The 18032-nt window shown below is 31.3% G+C and carries 15 protein-coding genes; 2 read left to right on the forward strand and 13 right to left on the reverse strand.

All coding sequences use genetic code 11. The features are described 5' to 3' along the window. Window positions 1–56: 56 nt before the first annotated feature. Together J5G60_RS08325 and rpsT are read left to right on the forward strand one after the other, a co-directional pair. Entirely contained in the window at window positions 57–530 is a 474-nt protein-coding gene (locus J5G60_RS08325; RefSeq protein WP_190972236.1) for an ATP-binding cassette domain-containing protein, read from the forward strand. A gap of 450 nt (window positions 531–980) precedes the next feature. Continuing rightward, entirely contained in the window at window positions 981–1247 is a 267-nt protein-coding gene (rpsT, locus tag J5G60_RS08330) for a 30S ribosomal protein S20 (RefSeq protein ID WP_150358093.1), read from the forward strand. A gap of 28 nt (window positions 1248–1275) precedes the next feature. Here rpsT and holA read toward each other — a convergent pair whose 3' ends face one another. The 13 genes from holA to J5G60_RS08395 all read right to left on the reverse strand — a co-directional run bounded on the left by holA (window position 1276) and on the right by J5G60_RS08395 (window position 17759). After that, entirely contained in the window at window positions 1276–2310 is a 1035-nt protein-coding gene (gene holA, locus J5G60_RS08335; protein WP_150358094.1) for a DNA polymerase III subunit delta, read from the reverse strand. 31 nt (window positions 2311–2341) lie between these two features. Beyond that, a complete protein-coding gene (locus J5G60_RS08340) occupies window positions 2342–4090 on the reverse strand; it encodes a ComEC/Rec2 family competence protein (RefSeq protein ID WP_236035215.1) in 1749 nt (582 codons plus the stop codon). A gap of 79 nt (window positions 4091–4169) precedes the next feature. Continuing rightward, window positions 4170–6758 (reverse strand): cation-translocating P-type ATPase, encoded by a 2589-nt coding sequence (locus J5G60_RS08345; protein ID WP_150358095.1) that lies wholly within the window; start codon window positions 6756–6758, stop codon window positions 4170–4172. Window positions 6759–6881: 123 nt separating this feature from the next. Beyond that, window positions 6882–8348 carry a DUF4179 domain-containing protein gene (locus tag J5G60_RS08350; RefSeq protein ID WP_150358096.1) on the reverse strand — a complete coding sequence of 489 codons (1467 nt, stop codon included), beginning with the start codon at window positions 8346–8348 and terminating at the stop codon, window positions 6882–6884. Continuing rightward, the gene (locus tag J5G60_RS08355; protein WP_150358097.1) at window positions 8341–8913 is read right to left on the reverse strand and encodes a sigma-70 family RNA polymerase sigma factor; all 573 of its coding nucleotides are present in this window, start codon (window positions 8911–8913) and stop codon (window positions 8341–8343) included. Before J5G60_RS08355 ends, J5G60_RS08350 begins: the two co-directional genes overlap by 8 nt. A 23-nt stretch (window positions 8914–8936) precedes the next feature. Next, the gene (locus tag J5G60_RS08360) at window positions 8937–10073 is read right to left on the reverse strand and encodes an acyltransferase (protein WP_150358098.1); all 1137 of its coding nucleotides are present in this window, start codon (window positions 10071–10073) and stop codon (window positions 8937–8939) included. A 189-nt stretch (window positions 10074–10262) separates the two neighbouring features. Continuing rightward, window positions 10263–12086 (reverse strand): glycosyltransferase family 2 protein, encoded by a 1824-nt coding sequence (locus tag J5G60_RS08365; RefSeq protein WP_150358099.1) that lies wholly within the window; start codon window positions 12084–12086, stop codon window positions 10263–10265. Between the two features lie 66 nt (window positions 12087–12152). Then, window positions 12153–12878, reverse strand: a complete 726-nt coding sequence (locus tag J5G60_RS08370) for a DUF6385 domain-containing protein (protein ID WP_150358100.1) — start codon at window positions 12876–12878, stop codon at window positions 12153–12155. 103 nt (window positions 12879–12981) lie between these two features. Continuing rightward, window positions 12982–13830 (reverse strand): DNRLRE domain-containing protein, encoded by an 849-nt coding sequence (locus tag J5G60_RS08375; protein ID WP_150358101.1) that lies wholly within the window; start codon window positions 13828–13830, stop codon window positions 12982–12984. A gap of 185 nt (window positions 13831–14015) precedes the next feature. Next, complete coding sequence (locus tag J5G60_RS08380) at window positions 14016–15620, reverse strand: NAD(P)H-dependent oxidoreductase (RefSeq protein ID WP_150358102.1); 1605 nt, start codon at window positions 15618–15620, stop codon at window positions 14016–14018. 235 nt (window positions 15621–15855) lie between these two features. Continuing rightward, window positions 15856–16869 carry a CPBP family intramembrane glutamic endopeptidase gene (locus J5G60_RS08385; protein WP_150358103.1) on the reverse strand — a complete coding sequence of 338 codons (1014 nt, stop codon included), beginning with the start codon at window positions 16867–16869 and terminating at the stop codon, window positions 15856–15858. A gap of 133 nt (window positions 16870–17002) precedes the next feature. Further along, on the reverse strand, window positions 17003–17149 hold the full coding sequence (locus J5G60_RS08390) for a hypothetical protein (RefSeq protein WP_236035217.1): 147 nt from the start codon (window positions 17147–17149) through the stop codon (window positions 17003–17005). A 247-nt stretch (window positions 17150–17396) separates the two neighbouring features. Next, window positions 17397–17759, reverse strand: a complete 363-nt coding sequence (locus J5G60_RS08395; protein WP_229981066.1) for a hypothetical protein — start codon at window positions 17757–17759, stop codon at window positions 17397–17399. Between the last annotated feature and the right edge of the window lie 273 nt (window positions 17760–18032).

An 18032-nucleotide genomic window follows, 5' to 3' on the forward strand; every position in this document is an offset into this window, starting at 1 on the left:
GGAAAGCATTATGATACTGTTTATCAACCTAACTATAAATCTACTAAAAAATTGTCTTGACAAAGGGGTGCACTTTACTCTTTAATTCTATTGACATAAAAGATTTAAATATAGAATCAATAAGAGAAAAGCTTGTAGGTGTGACAGAACAAGAACCAATTCTAATTGATGATTCTATACAGAACAACATAACATATAATTTAGATGATGCTAGTGTATTAAAAACAATGAATTCATGGTGCAAATTATTTAAAATAGATTATTTATTAGAAAACAATTATAAAAAATGTAGTGAGTTGTCAGGAGGTGAAAAGCAGAAGATAGCAATCGTAAGAACGTTAACTAAAGATCCAGATGTCATCTTATTAGATGAACCTAATTCTGCACTAGATGGGAATAGTATTAATAAGTTAAAAGAAATATTAGTAAAACTTAAACATGAAAAAATAGTAATAATAATTAGTCATGATTCATCTTTATCCCGAATTTCAGATGAAATAATTGACTTAAATTTGGAAAGTATAAATTAATTTTTAGATAAGTTAATCTATTGTGCTATTTAAAAATCAAAACATATATTTTCATTATTTTGATTATTAATCCAATGAATTAGAGTATAAAATTTCCTGGGCTTAAATACTCTAAGTTTAAGGATATATTATCCAAAAATGAAAAAATTGAGTGCTACCGCACTATGGAAAAATCCCAATGGTTATTTGAAATCCAGACAGTAATACCAGGGTACATTTTAGGGAAAATACGGCATATCCCATATATAAATGCTGCAAAGACATTTTTTTAAAATTCTTGTGAGAAAATTTTGGAAAGAGATGGATTTATGCTTTTGCCGTGACAACACTTTGAATTTTACTTGAAGTGGTTAAAATTTAATGCTATAATAGCACTTGTTAAATATAATGATTTGATGGCAAATTTCCCCAAAGCTATTGAAATCTATAAAAATACAAGGGGGTGAAAGCATGGCAAACATAAAATCTGCAAAAAAGAGAATAAAAGTTATTCAAACTAAGACATTGAGGAATAGAATAATAAAATCTTCATTAAAGACTACTATAAAAAAGTTTTTAGCGTCTGTTGACAATGGAAATGTAGAAGAAGCTAAGGTTACCTTCACTGCAGCTATAAAGGCTCTAGATATGGCGGCATCAAAAGGTGTGATTCACAAGAATAAAGCTTCAAGAGACAAATCTAAGCTGACTTTAAAATTAAATGGATTAGTTGCATAATAAATGACCGGCGGTGACCGGTTATTTATTATGCAATAGTATTTATTAGTAAGAGCTCTAATTCGGTTTTCTCATTGAGAGAGAAACTTTTCATATCTTTTTCAGTATTCAAGCATAATTGTATAGACTTTTTAAGCTGTTTTAATGTAAATTTTTTGCTCTGCTGAACCATTATATTATATCTATATTGGGATCTAATGTTTAATAATTTCATAATCTCGGTCTTTTGTTTGCCATTTTCCAGAAGTAATTTAATTTTAAACAGAACACTAAATTGTCTTTCTATCATAACTAAAATATAATTTATTTTAGCACCGCTATATATGAGTTCATTTAACAGATGAAGTGCATCTTTTAAATTTTTATTGGATATAGCATTTATAACATCAAAGATATCCTCTTCACTGTTTTTTAGAAACATTTCCTGAATGTCTTTTCTTTTTATATCCCTGCCATAGGTATAACAGCATAGTTTTTCCACTTCATTTTCTATTGCACTTAAGTTATTCCCTTCCATGAGGTTACAGAACACTCTAAGATCAATCTTTTTTATATTCTTTCCCCTGAGCTGAAAAAATTCTTGAACTTTATTTTCAAGTTGATATCCCCTTATTTTATCGGCCCTAATCACACATATATCTTTATCCAGGCTGTATATCCTTCTACCCGGTTTATCCCTTTTACTTCTAAAAAGGTAATAAAATATTAAAACACAATGTTCGGGTACATTCTTTAAATAATCATGTATTTTTTTAAATTCACCAGAAAGCTTACTTTTATAGCCCTTTTCTTCTCCCATAAATGAAGCCCTATATATAAGTACAACTTTTTTATCACTCATAAAAGGAAGGGTTTCACAGGCATTTATTACAGTGTCAAAATCCTCCAGAGAACTTCCATCAAATTTTACATAATTTAAATCAATAAAATCAGATTTCACAACTCTTTTGATCAATTCTCTTATATTTTCCTTTATAAGAAATTCATCACTGCCGCAGAATAAATAACAATTTTCTATATGTCCATTTTTTAAGTTCCTGTTAAAAGCAGTTATATCAATCAACCTTCACTCACTTCCTCCTTTGCTCCGATAATCATCGAAGCTTAAAAAGCATATTAAACATTATAACATAAGAGCTGCTATCTTTTATATCCATTTTCGGTATAAAAACAGCTTTTTCTCCGTCAAAGGCCAGTTTATTATCTTTAACATTTTTATTCAAAAGAAATTTGAATTTTTTATTTTTGGAATTAAGTGTTACCTCCATATGAGCTTTCGAGTTTTCGTTTACTTTTAAATAAGAACCATTACCTAAATTATATACAAAATTTTCATGAGGATTAGTTATAATTTTATCTACTGACTGCTGCATTTTAACTTTCCATATCCAACTGGCATCTAAATAATTGTAATTGCATATCATAACTTTATTGAAACCTCTTTTTATAAGGGCTGCTTCTCCATTATCCGTATTTATAAAAGATATTCCGGTAAAAAAAGAATATCCTCGAAGTATCATCAGAATCACACAGGCAGCAGGAATGTGCCTGAATTTTTCATATCCCTTCTTGTACATTACAATAGCTGTAAATAATGCAATAGCCATCAATCCATCTTCATATTTTAAATACATCACTCCAGGACATAACTTCAAGGCAATTATACTTCCACCATCTATCACAGTAAAAATAAAATTAATAATTGTACATATGTATTTAAACAATATTTCCACGGGATATAGGCACAGTGCTCCATTTCCAAGCACAATTATTATCGAAAACAGGGGAATCAAGAATAAGTTTCCCAAAATAAATCCATAACTGAAATTCTGTATTGTAAAAGCTATATAGGGCAGTGAAAAAATCTGTGAGCTAAGGGTTAAACTTACACTGACCGCTAGTTTTTCAGGCAGTTTATACAATTTTCTGCATATGGCTTTACTGTATAGAAGTATACCTAAAGTCGCTAAAAAAGAGAGATCAAATCCTATATTTACTATATAATAAGGTTTAAATGCTATCAAAATAAGAGCTGCCAGACTTAAAGAGGATATGCTGTCATATTCTTTAAAAAATACACTTGACAGTTTAAATATAAGTATCATTATAAAAGACCTCATGGTTGCTGCTGCCATGCCTGTAAAAAATACATAGAATAGAGATACAAATACAGCCATTTTAAGCCCAACTGTAAACTCCAGCACTTCATATATCAATGCCATGTGGAATCCTGAAACACTTACAGCATGAATTATTCCCAATTCCTGAAAATTCTTCATCTGATCCTGGTTGATATAATTGGTTTCTCCATAACACAGAGCCATAATAAGAGCTGCTCTATCTTTTCCAATTATATTTTTGAATTTTTCATAAAGATTTTTCTTGAATTTATAAGAATAATATACCAGATCCTTTTTACAATACTCATATCCCGTTAAATAATAGTTTCCAATAAATCCATTTTCTATATCAAAATTTTTTTGAAATCTCCCATATACTTTTGTTATCTTCTGACCTTCTTCCAGTCCCTTCGTTTTTCCCTCCAATATAATTTTTCTTCCCTTAAAATCTCCTATAAAATAATAGTTTTTACTATCTACAATTCTAATTTCAACAGGGTTCTGGATACTTACGTTAAAATAAATACAAAAGCTGAATATTCCAAGGAGAAAAAATAGCACATTTATTGTAAAAGCTTTAATTTCCAATGTAAAAAATAATATTATAAGAAAAAAAGCAGCTACTAACGCTGCTGCCAAAATACTGTCTAAAAATAACAGGACAAATAAACATCCTAGATATAGGGATACAGAATAAAATACCAATGGCCTTTTCATAGTCATAGATGATACCTCCGGCTAATCTGATATTCACTGCATATGGCACAATTGCTATTATCTATATTTGCCTAAAAACAACTTATTAATCATATTGATTTTTATGAAATTTATAATTTATACATAAGATAGACCACAATATAATGCATGCAAAAAATATCTTCCAATAACCTAAATTAAATAGAATCAATAATTTGCTAGCAATGAAGATTATACCTAATTGTACAACAATATCTATAACTGTAATTATATTTGAAAGTCTGTTTTTAAAAAACTTTTCATTGGAAAAACTATATACAAATAATACAGCACAGACATTTAAAACTGAAATAGAAGTCAAAAACGGAAAACTGATTCTCCACAGTTCCGATACATACAAAGATGCAAAAGATAAAATGCCCATGAAAACTCCACTAAAAAGTATAAAGCCTAAATTTTCTCCTATTATGCTTTTATCAATGGTAGATGGTATATAATCTCCCTCTTCATCCCTGTACTGATACATGATGGATAGAGATGATAAGAACATAATTACACCATTAAACCAAAGTGATTCTATAACAACATATCCGGAAACATCAAAGCCATATAAAAAGATCATCAATAAAAATGCTGCCAATCCCACACAACAGCTTATAATATACACAATTATCTTTTTAATCACACTTATAATTTTTCTTGAATCCTCTATAGTATTTAAGAAGCTCATGAAATCCATATTTTTAACAAAAATATCACATAATTTTCTCACTACTTTGCTCTTAGTATTGGTTATTCCTATATTTGATATTTTAAGTGCAGGTAAATCTGTAAGTTTCCACCCCGTTATAGCTGTTATATATCCATAACTTTTTAATGCTTTTATTATCTTCACCTTATGTTTAGAACTTATTCTGGAAAAAAAACTTACCTTTTCTCCAATACGATTGAATTCTTCATCTGTCATATTGTCCATCTCCACACCAGAAACTATCTGGGAAAGTCTGGATATAACGTTTATCTTTTTTCCTATTGCCAAAGCTGTAAGTTTGCTGTCATCTGTAACAATAATGGGTTTTACTGAAAGGGACAGAGCCTTTTTTATGGAATCTGATGCATTTTCTTTTAACATATTGTCAAAACCAATTAACCCTACGAATACCAAATTACTTTCGATATTTTCTTTAATACTCGGTTCATAATTAAAATTCCTGTAGGCAAATCCCATTACATACAAACATTCATTGGACATGCTAATATCTGCATTCTTTATAGATTCTATATCCTCCTCTGTTATTTCCAGTTCCAATCCATTTTTCAATATATGCGTACATCTGCTTAAAATAGAGTCCGTAGCCCCTTTTACGTGAGCTCTATATTTCTTGTCCACTTTATTTACAGTAGTGGTTATACGTCTCTCACTGTCAAATAAAATCTGAAATATTCTATCATATTTCTTATCCAGTTCTTTTTTATACATTCCATTTTTGGCACCAAACCTTACCAAAGATGACTCAAGCAAATTTTTTACCCAATTTTCTTCATTTTTCTTTACAGATTTTGTATCATTACATAAAAGTCCTATATTCATCATTCTATACAGGCTTTCACTTATACCGTCTTTTAAGGTCTCTCCATTTATATCTATAAGGCCATTACTTCCATAAGCTTTTACTACTTTCATTTTATTTTTAGAAAAAGCACCTATTTTATCTGTACAAACCGCTGAAACTTTTGAAAACTTCTCTACACTCAATAGGTCCTTAAAAGTTATATCCATTTTTTTGAATCTTTTTAGTAAAATTGCTCCCACAAGAGAAATAATAATGATCATCGCCTGTGGAACAGTACTTAAAAACGTAATTGATAATATTTCTAAATTGTAGGAAAAATCTTTATGAAAAATAAAATTTAACATAAATCCAAGTATTAGGATACAAATGGCCAGCAGCATACTAAAGGCATTCATTACCTCATATATTCTAGTCCCAAAAAATTCTCTCTTTTCTTCACCTTCAAGTAAAAGTTTTACTATATTTGCCACCTGAGTATCCATTCCCACTGCTGTCACCACACCTGTACCATCACCTGTAACTACAGAAGACGACTTAAAAAGCATATTTTTCATATCTGAAAGAGACGGTTCCCGATCATCTATTTTAAATTCGTATTTTTCTACTATAAAATTTTCTCCGGTAACGGAACACTCATCTACCTTTAGATCATTACTTTCAATAATTCTCATGTCCGCAGGTATTCCCTCTCCTTGTCCAACTATAACTATATCACCTACTACAAGTTTTTCAGATGGTATCCTAACAGTTCGTCCATCCCTTATTACTCTTGCCGTTCCTGAGTTCAACTTTCGCAGTTCTTTTATATCTCTTTCCCCTTTATATTGCTCCTGAACTATAAAAGACACATTTAAAAATAAAATGATTAAAGATATAATTCCATAGTTCCACATGCCTAAATATGCAAATAAAATTGCACAAAGGATCAATAACAGCACCCATATTTCTTTAAACTGCATAAATATAAAATAAAATAAGCCTTTGGTCTCCGGCATTATAATTTTATTCTCTCCATACTTTTCTCTAAGAGGCCCTATTTGTTCTTCATCTAGTCCATAATATGTATCACTGTTCAGTTCTTTTATTACTTCACTCCATGTATATTTATACCACTCAATCATACATCTACAACCTCCAATAAAAAAGGACACTATTTAAATATCGTATTTACATACATTAACTTTAAAAAATCAGCTAAAAAATACCTTCACATTTTATTCTGTGAAGGTATTTTTTACGCTAAACTATTTATTATGAAGCTGTATTTTAAATTTCAAATCATTTCTCACATCGTAGGAACTTAAATCATTTGTACCTATTTTATATTTTTTGTTTTTACTCATAGGGTCAAATTCAAGTATATATTTTCGGGGATCAACGGTATCTCTTTTAACTTTATAATTCATGTCTTTTCTTCCTACTTGATTATTTTTATCATCCATTATATAAATTTCATTTGCCTGTAAAAAGGGCGCTTTACCCTCTGCTGTACATGTTACAATAGTCCTGTCCTTCTTATACTCTATACTGTCCACCGTTATTTTCCCCATATTTCCCTGTCTGAGCTCCATAGGGTATTTTCCATTTATATTCACATATACAGCTTTAGTTTCTGTTTCTGTCTTGCTGTAATTCATTTTATAAGGTATGACAGTTATATATTTGGGAATATGTTTTATATTTTCAAATCTGTACACATCCTCAAAGTCCATAGTATTGGATTTTTCAACTGCATGTCCTGAACTTCCCCTAAGTTCAATTTCATTTCCGCTGTCATCCAGTACAAAATAACTGTCATATAGAGTATTTCCCATAATCACATCTTCATTGAAGGCCTCTTTACGCTTATCAGGATTTTTATATTCTTCCTTTATATATTTCCCGGAAATTGTCATATAAGTGGCGATGGGTGTAAATCTCACTCTTTCTATATTCAAATAGGCATCAGGCATCTTTATTCTGTCATTAGGCTTATAATCTACAATATCTTTGGACATCCGTTTTTTCGAAACAATAAATCTGAAATCCCATCTACCCTTTATCCCATATATGTCATTTATATTTATATCTACCTTGATTTTATCCGGGAGATCTTTATCACCCAGGTCTAAAATTTCAGAATTAACATAAGTATGTTCATCTTTGTATCTGCCGCCATAACTTGAACCGCTTGCAGTCTCCTGGCCATTTATTTTAGCCTTTATAAAAAACGGTACAAAGCTGCTGTCTTTTACCTGTTTTTCAATTATCTTATCTCCTGTTAAAACAAATTTTCTTATGTCGCCCTGGCTTTTTATGGTATATCCAATCATCAAGCTGCTTCCATCACAAAGTGCATCATTTATGGTAAAAGTCACTCCATTGTCTGTTATGCTCTCATTTATGGCCTGGGAATACCTCTCATACTTCGTATTGTCATTTTTACTTCCATATATATACTGAATTATTGATTTCAATCCAGGGATATTTTGGGCAAATATAGATACATTTGCAGTAATAAATACAAGTCCGATTACTATAGCTGCAACTGCAGTTTTATATGAAAATTTTTTATGTCTGCTCTCATTTTTCACCTGCTTCATAATCCTTTTTTTCAATGCTTTTTTTCTTAAATCATCCATTTCAAATTCCAAATTCTCCTCTTTATCGTCAAGTTCAACATAATTGAACAATTCCAGCAGATCATTATCCTCAAATTTTTTACTACTCATTTATGCATCCCCCCCTTTGCAAGATCTCAAGTTTTTTTCTAAGAATCTTTCTTCCCCTGGAAAGCCTGTTGTCAACTACAGATCTCTTTACCCCAAGTGAATCTGCTATATCAACTATATCCTCTTGTATTAAATATCTTTTTATAAATATTTCTCTGTCCAATCCTTTTAATTCTTTTATTGCCTCTATTATTTCTTTCTTATTTTCCTCTGAAATAACCAGGTTTTCCACTTGCTGTGAGGATTCAAAAATACAGTTTTCCATGTACTCCGTATTTGTATTTCTAGTAATTTTTTTCTTATAATTTATAGCCTTATACCTGGCTACAGCCTTAAACCAGCACTTGAAGCTTCCCTTATTCTCATCAAACTTATCCGCATTATTCCACAGACACATGAATATATCATTAATGCATTCATCCATATAGGTAGAATACCTTTCAGAACCAAATACTGAAAACACTATTCTATATACATAATCACAATACCTGTCAAAAGCGTATTCAAGAGCTTTTGGATCTTTGCACTTCAATCTGTAAATAAAATTATCTTCTACAATCTTCATATTTTCCCCCTAGCAGCAGATTATCAATGTGCTATTCTCGTATTCATTTTTATATTATGATGCAATTTATTTCCCCGGAAAACGGAATTTTTCCTGACTCCCGTAATATATCTGCTAAATGGAATAAAGCCTATGATGTAAAAAATACAGGGAGTTATAAATGCAGTCAACATCAAAAGTATAAAAGGCGAGTACAATTTCCCCGTCTGATGTATATTATTGGCAAAATACTGAAGTATCACTACATGAAACATATAGGATGGAAATGAATACCTGGCTATAAATTTAAAGAAACCGCACAATATTCTTTTTTTTACAATATGCAGTGAGATCAAATAAAAAAACATCATGCATAAAATATTGTGTATTATGCCTATTCCATAACTCAATTTATCATATACGAAAAATTCATCTCCAAATAAGTTCATGTTTTTGCAGTACACTGCTGCTGCAAAAAACGTGTACAATACAGTAATTGCCTTTCCATACCTCAAAACCATATTTTTAAACTTGCTGTAATTAAATATTATATAAACACCTATCACAAAATATATAGACCATGATAAAGGTGATATATTTATAAATTTTTGCTGAAGTTCTGTAGGATTTCCAAATATGATTCTTCCTAGAAAATTATAAACCCTATTACTATTTTGAATAAAAAATATATAGGCGGCACTGTATAATACAATAAAATTTATTTTAAATATGCCTGACTTTTTTCCTATGATTCCTATAATAAAAATTATAATTGGAAAATAAATATAAATTCTAATAGTCATGCCCATATACCAGAGATGATATGCCGCATTTCCCGTGACAATTTGTCCAAAAATATTCCTTAATTTCTCCCAGTCCTTCAGCAAGTACATGTCCAGTATTGAAAAAATCACATAGGGTACTATTAGAAATTTTATCTTTTTTATATAAAAGGATTTCCAATTAAATTTATCAATATATGTATATATAAGCGTCATGCCCATCAATATCAGAAATATTTTAACTGCCGGCTGGGCAATTGTATAAATAAATCTGGACAGTGCTAAATCCATGTATGATATATCTTTTGAATATGAATATCCCCCTATTGTGTGCTGAACCACAACCATGACAAACGCAATACCTCTGAGTACATCAAGTTCTACAAGTCTCTCCTTCATCTGTTTTACCTCAATTTCTATAATTTATTATCTTCATATATTAATACAATTTATTTTCATATTTCTATCAATAATTTCAGTAAAACATTTTAAAAATACTCAAATTGACAATAAGAAATTTCAATACTCCCTCATAAATACAAAACAATAAGGGCTTTAACTAATTTTAAAGCCCCCTGTTCATTAAAATCAACATCTTGAATTATTAAAATACAGTGCCTGTTTCATCATTTCAAGTCCTTCTACATCAATTCTATCGTATATTTTTATGGATCTTAAAAACTCCTTATAGGCAAGATCCATATATCCATTTTTGTAGTATAACTTTGCCAGATATAACAGTACATTGTCATCTTCAATTAAATTTAAAAGTTGAAGTCCCTTTTCAAATTCTTCAAAATAATTCATCTTTAACAAAATAGACAATAAATTAAATATTGGCTCCAAAAATTTTTGAGATGATTTTACATCTTCTGCCAAAGCCGTACACTTTTTCCCCTCAAGCAGATCTTTAAACTTCATGTATACTAGATACTTTTTATCATCTGGAATTTCTTTGGGATTGTCAATTAATATATCCCTAGTTGAAATGCTGTCATTAAAAGTACTGCAAAGTGCACTGTAATAAAATGCCCTATCAATAAAATCCCTTTCCGCAATTTTTCTAAATAAATTATATGACTCATTAAATTTTTTTTGATAAAATAAACAAATCCCCTTGTAGTAATATATTTTGGACATATTATATTTATCTTCACATATTCTTTCCGCTTTTTCTGTATAATCATAGGCAATATCAAATCTATTTTGACTGTAAAATACATCCGATAAAAACAAATACAGATTCTCGCCTTCACTTCCATCAAGGTAGCTGTCAAATTTCTCTTTCATTTCATCTATTGTGAACTTTTTAGCTCCCATTATCTGAGAAAGTTTGGAAAATGCCTTCATGTATCCTGAATTCAATTTCAGCACCTTGTCACAATAATACATTGCTCTGTCATATTCCCTCAGAACAAAATATATATCGGACAGAACGTAATAAGTTCTATAAGAACCCACCCCTACCAATTCATTTATCTCAACAGGAGGTTCACCCATTTTAATACATTTATTCAATGAATCTATAGCTGCCAGATATTTGCCTTGTCCCATAAGAGTATTTCCTCTTATAAATTCCAAATCTGTAAAATTGGGATAATACTTCAACCCCTCGTCAATGAACTTATATTCCACTTCATAATCTTTCAATACTTGATTGCATGAAACTATCCTCAACATCAATTTAGAGCTAAATCCCTCCTGTGGTACAAAACTCTTATAACTTTTCATATAGTATTCCAGCGCCTTTTTATATTGAGCCATGGCATAGTATTCGTTTCCCATATTAAAAAGCATAAATGAGTTATTGGAATTTTGCTCCAAGCTTCTGCTTATCAAATTCATATTTCTCTTTCTCTTATTTTTATTCTTTATAATTTCATTCAAATATCCATAATGATAAAACCTTATATTTTCAACTTTTACGTCCTGTGAATGATAAGTATGATTTGGCGGAGGCACTATCTGTTCATGTATATCTCCTACGAATTTATATCCTTTCCCGTTTTTTATAAGCCTTACATTTAAATTCATAGTAACACTTTCAAAAGTAGGTCTCTCACCGGAATAACTTAATGTCCGTAGGAAATATACATAGGTTTGACTGTTCTTGTTATTGACCAGTTCAAGTAATTTGTCACTATCTTTTTTCTCGAATTCATCATCTGCATCCATTATGAGAATCCACTCTTTTGTAGCTTTTTCCAAAGAATAATTTCTGGCACTGCTGAAGCTATCATCCCATTTATAGTAAAAAATCCTGGCACCATATTTCTTTGCAATTTCAACTGTAGAATCTGTAGAACCTGTGTCTACTATTATAATCTCATCTACAATATATTTCACACTTTCAAGACATCTGATCAACACATCCTCTTCGTTTTTGACTATCATGCATAGACTTATTGACACATCATGGCCTCCTTTTACAGAGCTATACTAATATGATGCAGTCCAAAAGAGGACAGCATCATCATATTAAACGCTTGCATTATAATAAGCTTCTAAATTAGCAGTGTTGTCACCAGTATCATAATAAAGCCTTGTATATTGTAGATAATACTGAGCGGTCAAAACCGTTGCAGTATTTGGAGCAACAGTTACAAAACCAGCAGCATCATTGATAAAATAACTTGAATTGCTGGTTGGAGAAATTTGGAGTGCAACTGTAACAGCATTTACAGCATCATTATTTTTAATATAATAGGAGTATATCTTTTGCTGTGAAATATCTTCCTGCAGTACAAAATTCATACCAGTCCCAGTAGTTTGAGTAATATTATCTGTGGTAAACAGCGTCCCTTCAGTTATTGAATTTACCGTTCCAGTTACGGTCACTGTATTGCCTACATCTAATGTTCCAGTCACAGTCACCGTATTTCCCACATCCACCGTTCCTGTTACAGTCACCGTATTTCCTACATCCACTGCTCCTGTTACGGTCACCGTGTTGCCTACATTTACTGTCCCTGTTACAGTCACCGTGTTGCCTACATCTAATGTTCCAGTTACCGTTACCGTATTTCCCACATCCACCGTTCCTGTTACAGTTACCGTATTTCCTATATCCACTGCCCCTGACACCAATAAATTACCTGAATTATCCACTGTCAAGGCCTCAGCCTGATTTGAATTTATATTATAGGCATATAATTGAGTTCTTAACTGTTCAGCCACTTTGTTAAATACCAAATTATTAGGCATATCTTTTCATCTCCATTTTAATTTTAAAATATAGCCGGACTTTCCAAGCCTAATAATATATTATTCCTCAATTAATCAATTGTGCTTTCATACTATCATTTCTTTACCTATAAGCTTGATATATAAAGTTTACTCTTACAGTGCCCTGTTCTAAGCACTGTAATTTTACTCTATAATATTTCCCATAATATTTAGCTACTAAAATTCCAGAGCTATTGGAGTCCACTATAATTTCATCATCTTTAATCCAGCTGCACAAATCACAGCTAACTTCAACAGCAGCTTTCACTTCCCCATTACCTATATTGTCAATAAAAAATGTACCTTGAATAATGCGCTCAACATTTATTGGCGGGGAACACCTTATTCTGCGAAACTCTAAATTCCAACTTTTTTCCATTACATTCACGGTTTCACTGCTATTGTTGTGATGATTCAACTCCGGAATACTAATTATAAGCTTGGGAATAAATTCGTAATCACAGATAGAATTGGAAGTAAAACTCCCAAGAGATTTTTTTCTCTCATTGCTTTTCATAATTATACCTTTATTTTTCATGTACCCACTGTTCCACTCATTAAATATGTCTGTTATTTCCACACGTACAGGGCCGTGAAAATTTTTATTTATTTCAAACTTAGCCTGTCTATTATAATATTGAGGTTGTTTTTCAAAGGTAGTATATTTATCAAAGTCCTCCTGAAGTGGTTGTATATAGAAAACGGTCCTGGAATGTTCAGTGTCAATTTTATTTAAGTATATATATAAATAGGCAGAATTTACGAACTCATCCTTAGGTATATTGTCTATATTAAAATACATATAACTTCTGTAAATATTTTTTCCATCAAATCCAATTTTCAAGGTATCATTTATTACATTACTTTTAGGCTTAAAATCCGTTATGGTAAGACTTCTCACACAAATGCTTTGCACCCTTATATAGGACATACTTAAAATCACCTCCTTATAATCATCATATGTACCATATGGGAAAAAATCCCGCAAAAAATATAACTTTTATAAGAAGGTTAAGACGGATATAAGAATAACTTGATAAAAATAGCGGCTGTAATCTCTACAACCGCTTATTTAGCTGATCTCCCAGCAAGAGTCAGAGCGAATTTAAAAATAAATTATCCCCTGGCAACTTTCGCAGGATACCAGCTGGCAAACCATTTTGTAAAAATTCCCATAACTGCAGGCGCAATTGAATTCACAAGACCGGTATAACTTGATAAAACACTTCCCATCAGGAAATAGGTACAAAAGGCAATTATCAGGAAGAGTACACCCCAAGCTGCAGTCAAAATCCTATTTGTCTTCAAAAAAAGTGGATTTTCAAAGGCATCCTTCCCGTTGTAATCATTGCATGAATAGTATGCAGTCAAGGGTATTTTCCCCCAGCAGGACAATATCCACATAAAGCCAAATATCAGATATGAAAGACATATTAAAAATGTTGGATTAGTTCCAAACACCGCCAGAATACCCAGGACACAGATCAATGGAATACTTATTTCATCATAAATAGTAAGTTTAAACTTATAGGACAGAAGAGGTATAACGGAGCAAACGATTATTCCTACAACACCTCCCCAAATCTCATCTATAGGCAGTACTACCCAAAGTGCTATCCACTGAAACAAAAGCAGGGTCATATTTGTCTTATTTCCCGCAGATTTCTTCTCGGGTATCTGACTTTTTATTCCAAAATAGCCATCCATTTTAAGCATTATGCTGAAATCCCCCAGTACTCGGTACTGCTTTTTCATCAATGCCTTCGCCCCGTTGACCTTACCCTCTGAAATCTTTTTCCAGAGCTCAAAAGTAGTTTCAATTCTAGTAGTATAGGTCACAAAATTCTCAGTATTGACGGTGCATTTTTCCCTTCCCAGAAAAAGCTGATAAGTTTTGTCGATATCTGTAAAATATATTTCAATCAGAACATCCTTTGTATAACTTTTAGGATTGTATACAGCGGCCATCTGTTTCATAAAATTATATGATCTATCCTGCTGCTGCCTTTTCTCCATAGAGCCCTCTGAAATATTCCAGCTGGCATTTGCCATTTCCACAAACACATCCGGAGGATACAGCAATTTGCCAAGTTCATCTTTTGTATCACTGCTGATAGCAGAATTATATCCAAATTCTCTGCCAGCCTGTTTCGCATAAGACAGGTACTCTAAAATTCTTCCCTCAAGCTGGGAAACATGGAACAGCTCTCCTTCAGGACAAATTATTTTTGACAGTTTATCTCCAAACAGGATGTCAAACTGTTTAAAAAGAGCATCATAATTTTTCTTTGTGCTGTAAAATCCACAGGTCGAAATGAGAACATACCTTTGATTTGACAGATCATACCGGGAAGGGTGTCCGCTTGTTCCATCCTTGTTTAAACTCATATATGGCAGATTTGTAGGAAGCATTCGATCAAGAAATGCCTTGACTTTTGACGGCATACCAAAATAGTAAAGTGGAAAACTCCAGATGACAACATCTGATGTCACATAGCTTTCTATAAGCTCTCTCATGTCATCCCTTATTATGCATTTACCCGGAGTTTTAGTCCAGCAGGCAAAACATCCCCTGCAGTGTTCAATATTTTTCTCACTGATATTCACTATATTTACACTGCAGCTTTCAATTTCCTCTAGCCCTTCCAAAAAAGCTCTGGTTATCCTAAATGTATTGCTTTTTTCTCCTTTTGGACTACCATTGAGCACAAGCACCTTCATACTACTATACCCTCCAATTTATATAGATTATATCATATAACAATACAAACCTAGACAATTCACAATTTATAAATCTTAATTTGACTATGCTTATAATTATACAAATTTAGACATATGATTGCACTACAAATCCAAAAAATTAACTGTAATTAACTAGAATTTAACATTTAAACCGAATAAAAACTTTCTTATACTGGATAATTTGATGACATGAACGTGATGAAAGCAAATACCTTTAACTATAGAATTCACAGGTCCTTCGAGATGATTTTTTTCTGTACTCTTTAGTAAATATGAAGGGTAAAAATACAATTCCACAAACAGCGATATTCAATATTAATATTTCAGGTGTAAATACTATATTATTTGCATTACCGCTGCCAGAGGCCATGTAATTATTTATCAAATGAACAATTATAGTTGACCAAAGATTTCCCGTTTTCATATAGACAAGGCCTAAAAAGATACCGATGAATGTACAGTAAAATATATGAAAAATTAGGCAGTAAACAGGAGTTTTAGGACTGTACAGCATAAAGCAGAGGGGTAAATGCCACAGTCCCCATATAGGTCCCAATATTATGACACCAAGTTTTTTGCCAAACAGAACTTGAAGTCTAGGCTGCAAGTATCCCCTCCAGCCAAATTCCTCTCCAAAGAAACTTATAAAAGATATAAGAATACCCAGCAGTAAATTAAAAGGTAGAAACTCCAAAAGTTTGATGCTCTTTTCTACATTTTCAATAAAATTACCATAAATAAATCCATTTAGAATTGCTATTACAAATTCAATTCCTATAAATATCAAACATAATATAAAAACATTCTTAAAATTCTTTTGAAGAACCATACCAATCTTTTCAAAACAATTATTTCTATTGTTAAATATCAGGTAGAAAGCAGCAATACTAAATGCGCATATAAGCCCATACAATATTTTAGATATATATTGGGGAAAATCAGAAACTCCAGTGAGTAAAACAATCATGGATAAAATACATAAAACAATATAAATTTTAAAAAAATAAATCAAATTCCTGTCAATATTATTTTTTTCATTGCTAATCATCAATATAACAGCAGTTAAAGCCGGATAAAACATCTGTACTAAGGCAAAATCTGAAATAGCAGCCTTATCAATATATTTATATACAAAGAACATAACTATTCCCATGGAAAATGTAATGATAAAATTGACTGACACAAACATCAGTATTTCATTTTTAATTTTAATTGAATTGGTTTTCATAACATTCTCCTTTAATATTTGTAATTTCTGTCATAGCCTCAAGATTATTTTAAGCGGCAAAGAGATGCTCTTTACCAGTCAATTATGCATATAATTATATCATATATCAAGATAGTTTATTTTCCATAGCATTTTATATATTTCCCTCAGTTAAGTCCATTTCTTTATATTTTTTCTCCGCCGCTTCAATTGCCTGGACACCCGTTTTGCACAATACATTTACACCTTTGACAATAGTTACAATTACAAACTGGAGAATATTTAGAAAGTATTTCGGCAAAAGGTGGATTCCACTTTAACTCATTTTTATAATAATCAAGTATACCTTCAACATCTTTCATATTCAAACTTGCCCTCCCCCTATTTTACAATTATCAACTTCCTATAGTTCAATGTGCTTTACTATCGCATTTCGCCTGTTTTCTTTATAACTTCGCTGAATTCCTCAAGTTCCTTAATTATAATTTTTGCCTGACTCTTCCATATATCTGTTTTATACACCGTACCAATAACCGGGATCCCACAATTTAAAGCATTTCTCCCGGACCATCCGCAAAATTATTATTTGTCAGCTGTTCCGGCCTGCTCTCTATTAAAAGTAAATCAGGCTTTAAATTTTCAATTACTGCCTTTAGATTTAAATAGGAAAAATTTTTTGAATCCAAGCTCATGAAGTGAACAGTCCCCAGAAAATATATATTTTGATTTCCCTTAGTATATTTTTCAAAGGACGAATCTCTAAAATAAGTTGTCATAGATAAAGATGAATACATTCTGCCAGCAATTTTATTCAATAATTGAGGATAAATAACAAATAACAGCAATATTAGACATATGAACAAAATTACTATATTTCTAAATATTTTTAGCATTGATCTCAATTTATACACTGAAACTTGCACTCCTCCTATTTCATCCTTATTAGCATTATATAAAATAAATACCAACGTTATTCAATAAATCCATTTACACAATTGTATTCAACTCTTAGCTTCATATTTTTCACTCCTGTAATAAATATAAATGATTACGTCGTGTAAGGTACAAGTAAAATTTTAATAAACTTGCCGATTCGTATAAAAACCAACTATTTTATATTTTAATACTGTATCTTAAACACATCTGACGCTGACGACGAAGCTAGAAGTGTAGATCACGGTGGT

Source organism: Clostridium sp. HV4-5-A1G (assembly GCF_900184915.1).
Lineage (GTDB): Bacteria > Bacillota > Clostridia > Clostridiales > Clostridiaceae > Clostridium_B > Clostridium_B aromativorans.

Bases quoted from the DNA above. Each gene is read 5' to 3' on its own strand.
- rpsT (WP_150358093.1), top strand. From the start codon at position 981: ATGGCAAACATAAAATCTGCAAAAAAGAGAATAAAAGTTATTCAAACT.
- J5G60_RS08340 (WP_236035215.1), bottom strand. From the start codon at position 4,090: ATGACTATGAAAAGGCCATTGGTATTTTATTCTGTATCCCTATATCTA.
- J5G60_RS08345 (WP_150358095.1), bottom strand. From the start codon at position 6,758: ATGATTGAGTGGTATAAATATACATGGAGTGAAGTAATAAAAGAACTG.
- J5G60_RS08350 (WP_150358096.1), bottom strand. From the start codon at position 8,348: ATGAGTAGTAAAAAATTTGAGGATAATGATCTGCTGGAATTGTTCAAT.
- J5G60_RS08355 (WP_150358097.1), bottom strand. From the start codon at position 8,913: ATGAAGATTGTAGAAGATAATTTTATTTACAGATTGAAGTGCAAAGAT.
- J5G60_RS08360 (WP_150358098.1), bottom strand. From the start codon at position 10,073: ATGAAGGAGAGACTTGTAGAACTTGATGTACTCAGAGGTATTGCGTTT.
- J5G60_RS08370 (WP_150358100.1), bottom strand. From the start codon at position 12,878: ATGCCTAATAATTTGGTATTTAACAAAGTGGCTGAACAGTTAAGAACT.
- J5G60_RS08375 (WP_150358101.1), bottom strand. From the start codon at position 13,830: ATGTCCTATATAAGGGTGCAAAGCATTTGTGTGAGAAGTCTTACCATA.
- J5G60_RS08380 (WP_150358102.1), bottom strand. From the start codon at position 15,620: ATGAAGGTGCTTGTGCTCAATGGTAGTCCAAAAGGAGAAAAAAGCAAT.
- J5G60_RS08385 (WP_150358103.1), bottom strand. From the start codon at position 16,869: ATGAAAACCAATTCAATTAAAATTAAAAATGAAATACTGATGTTTGTG.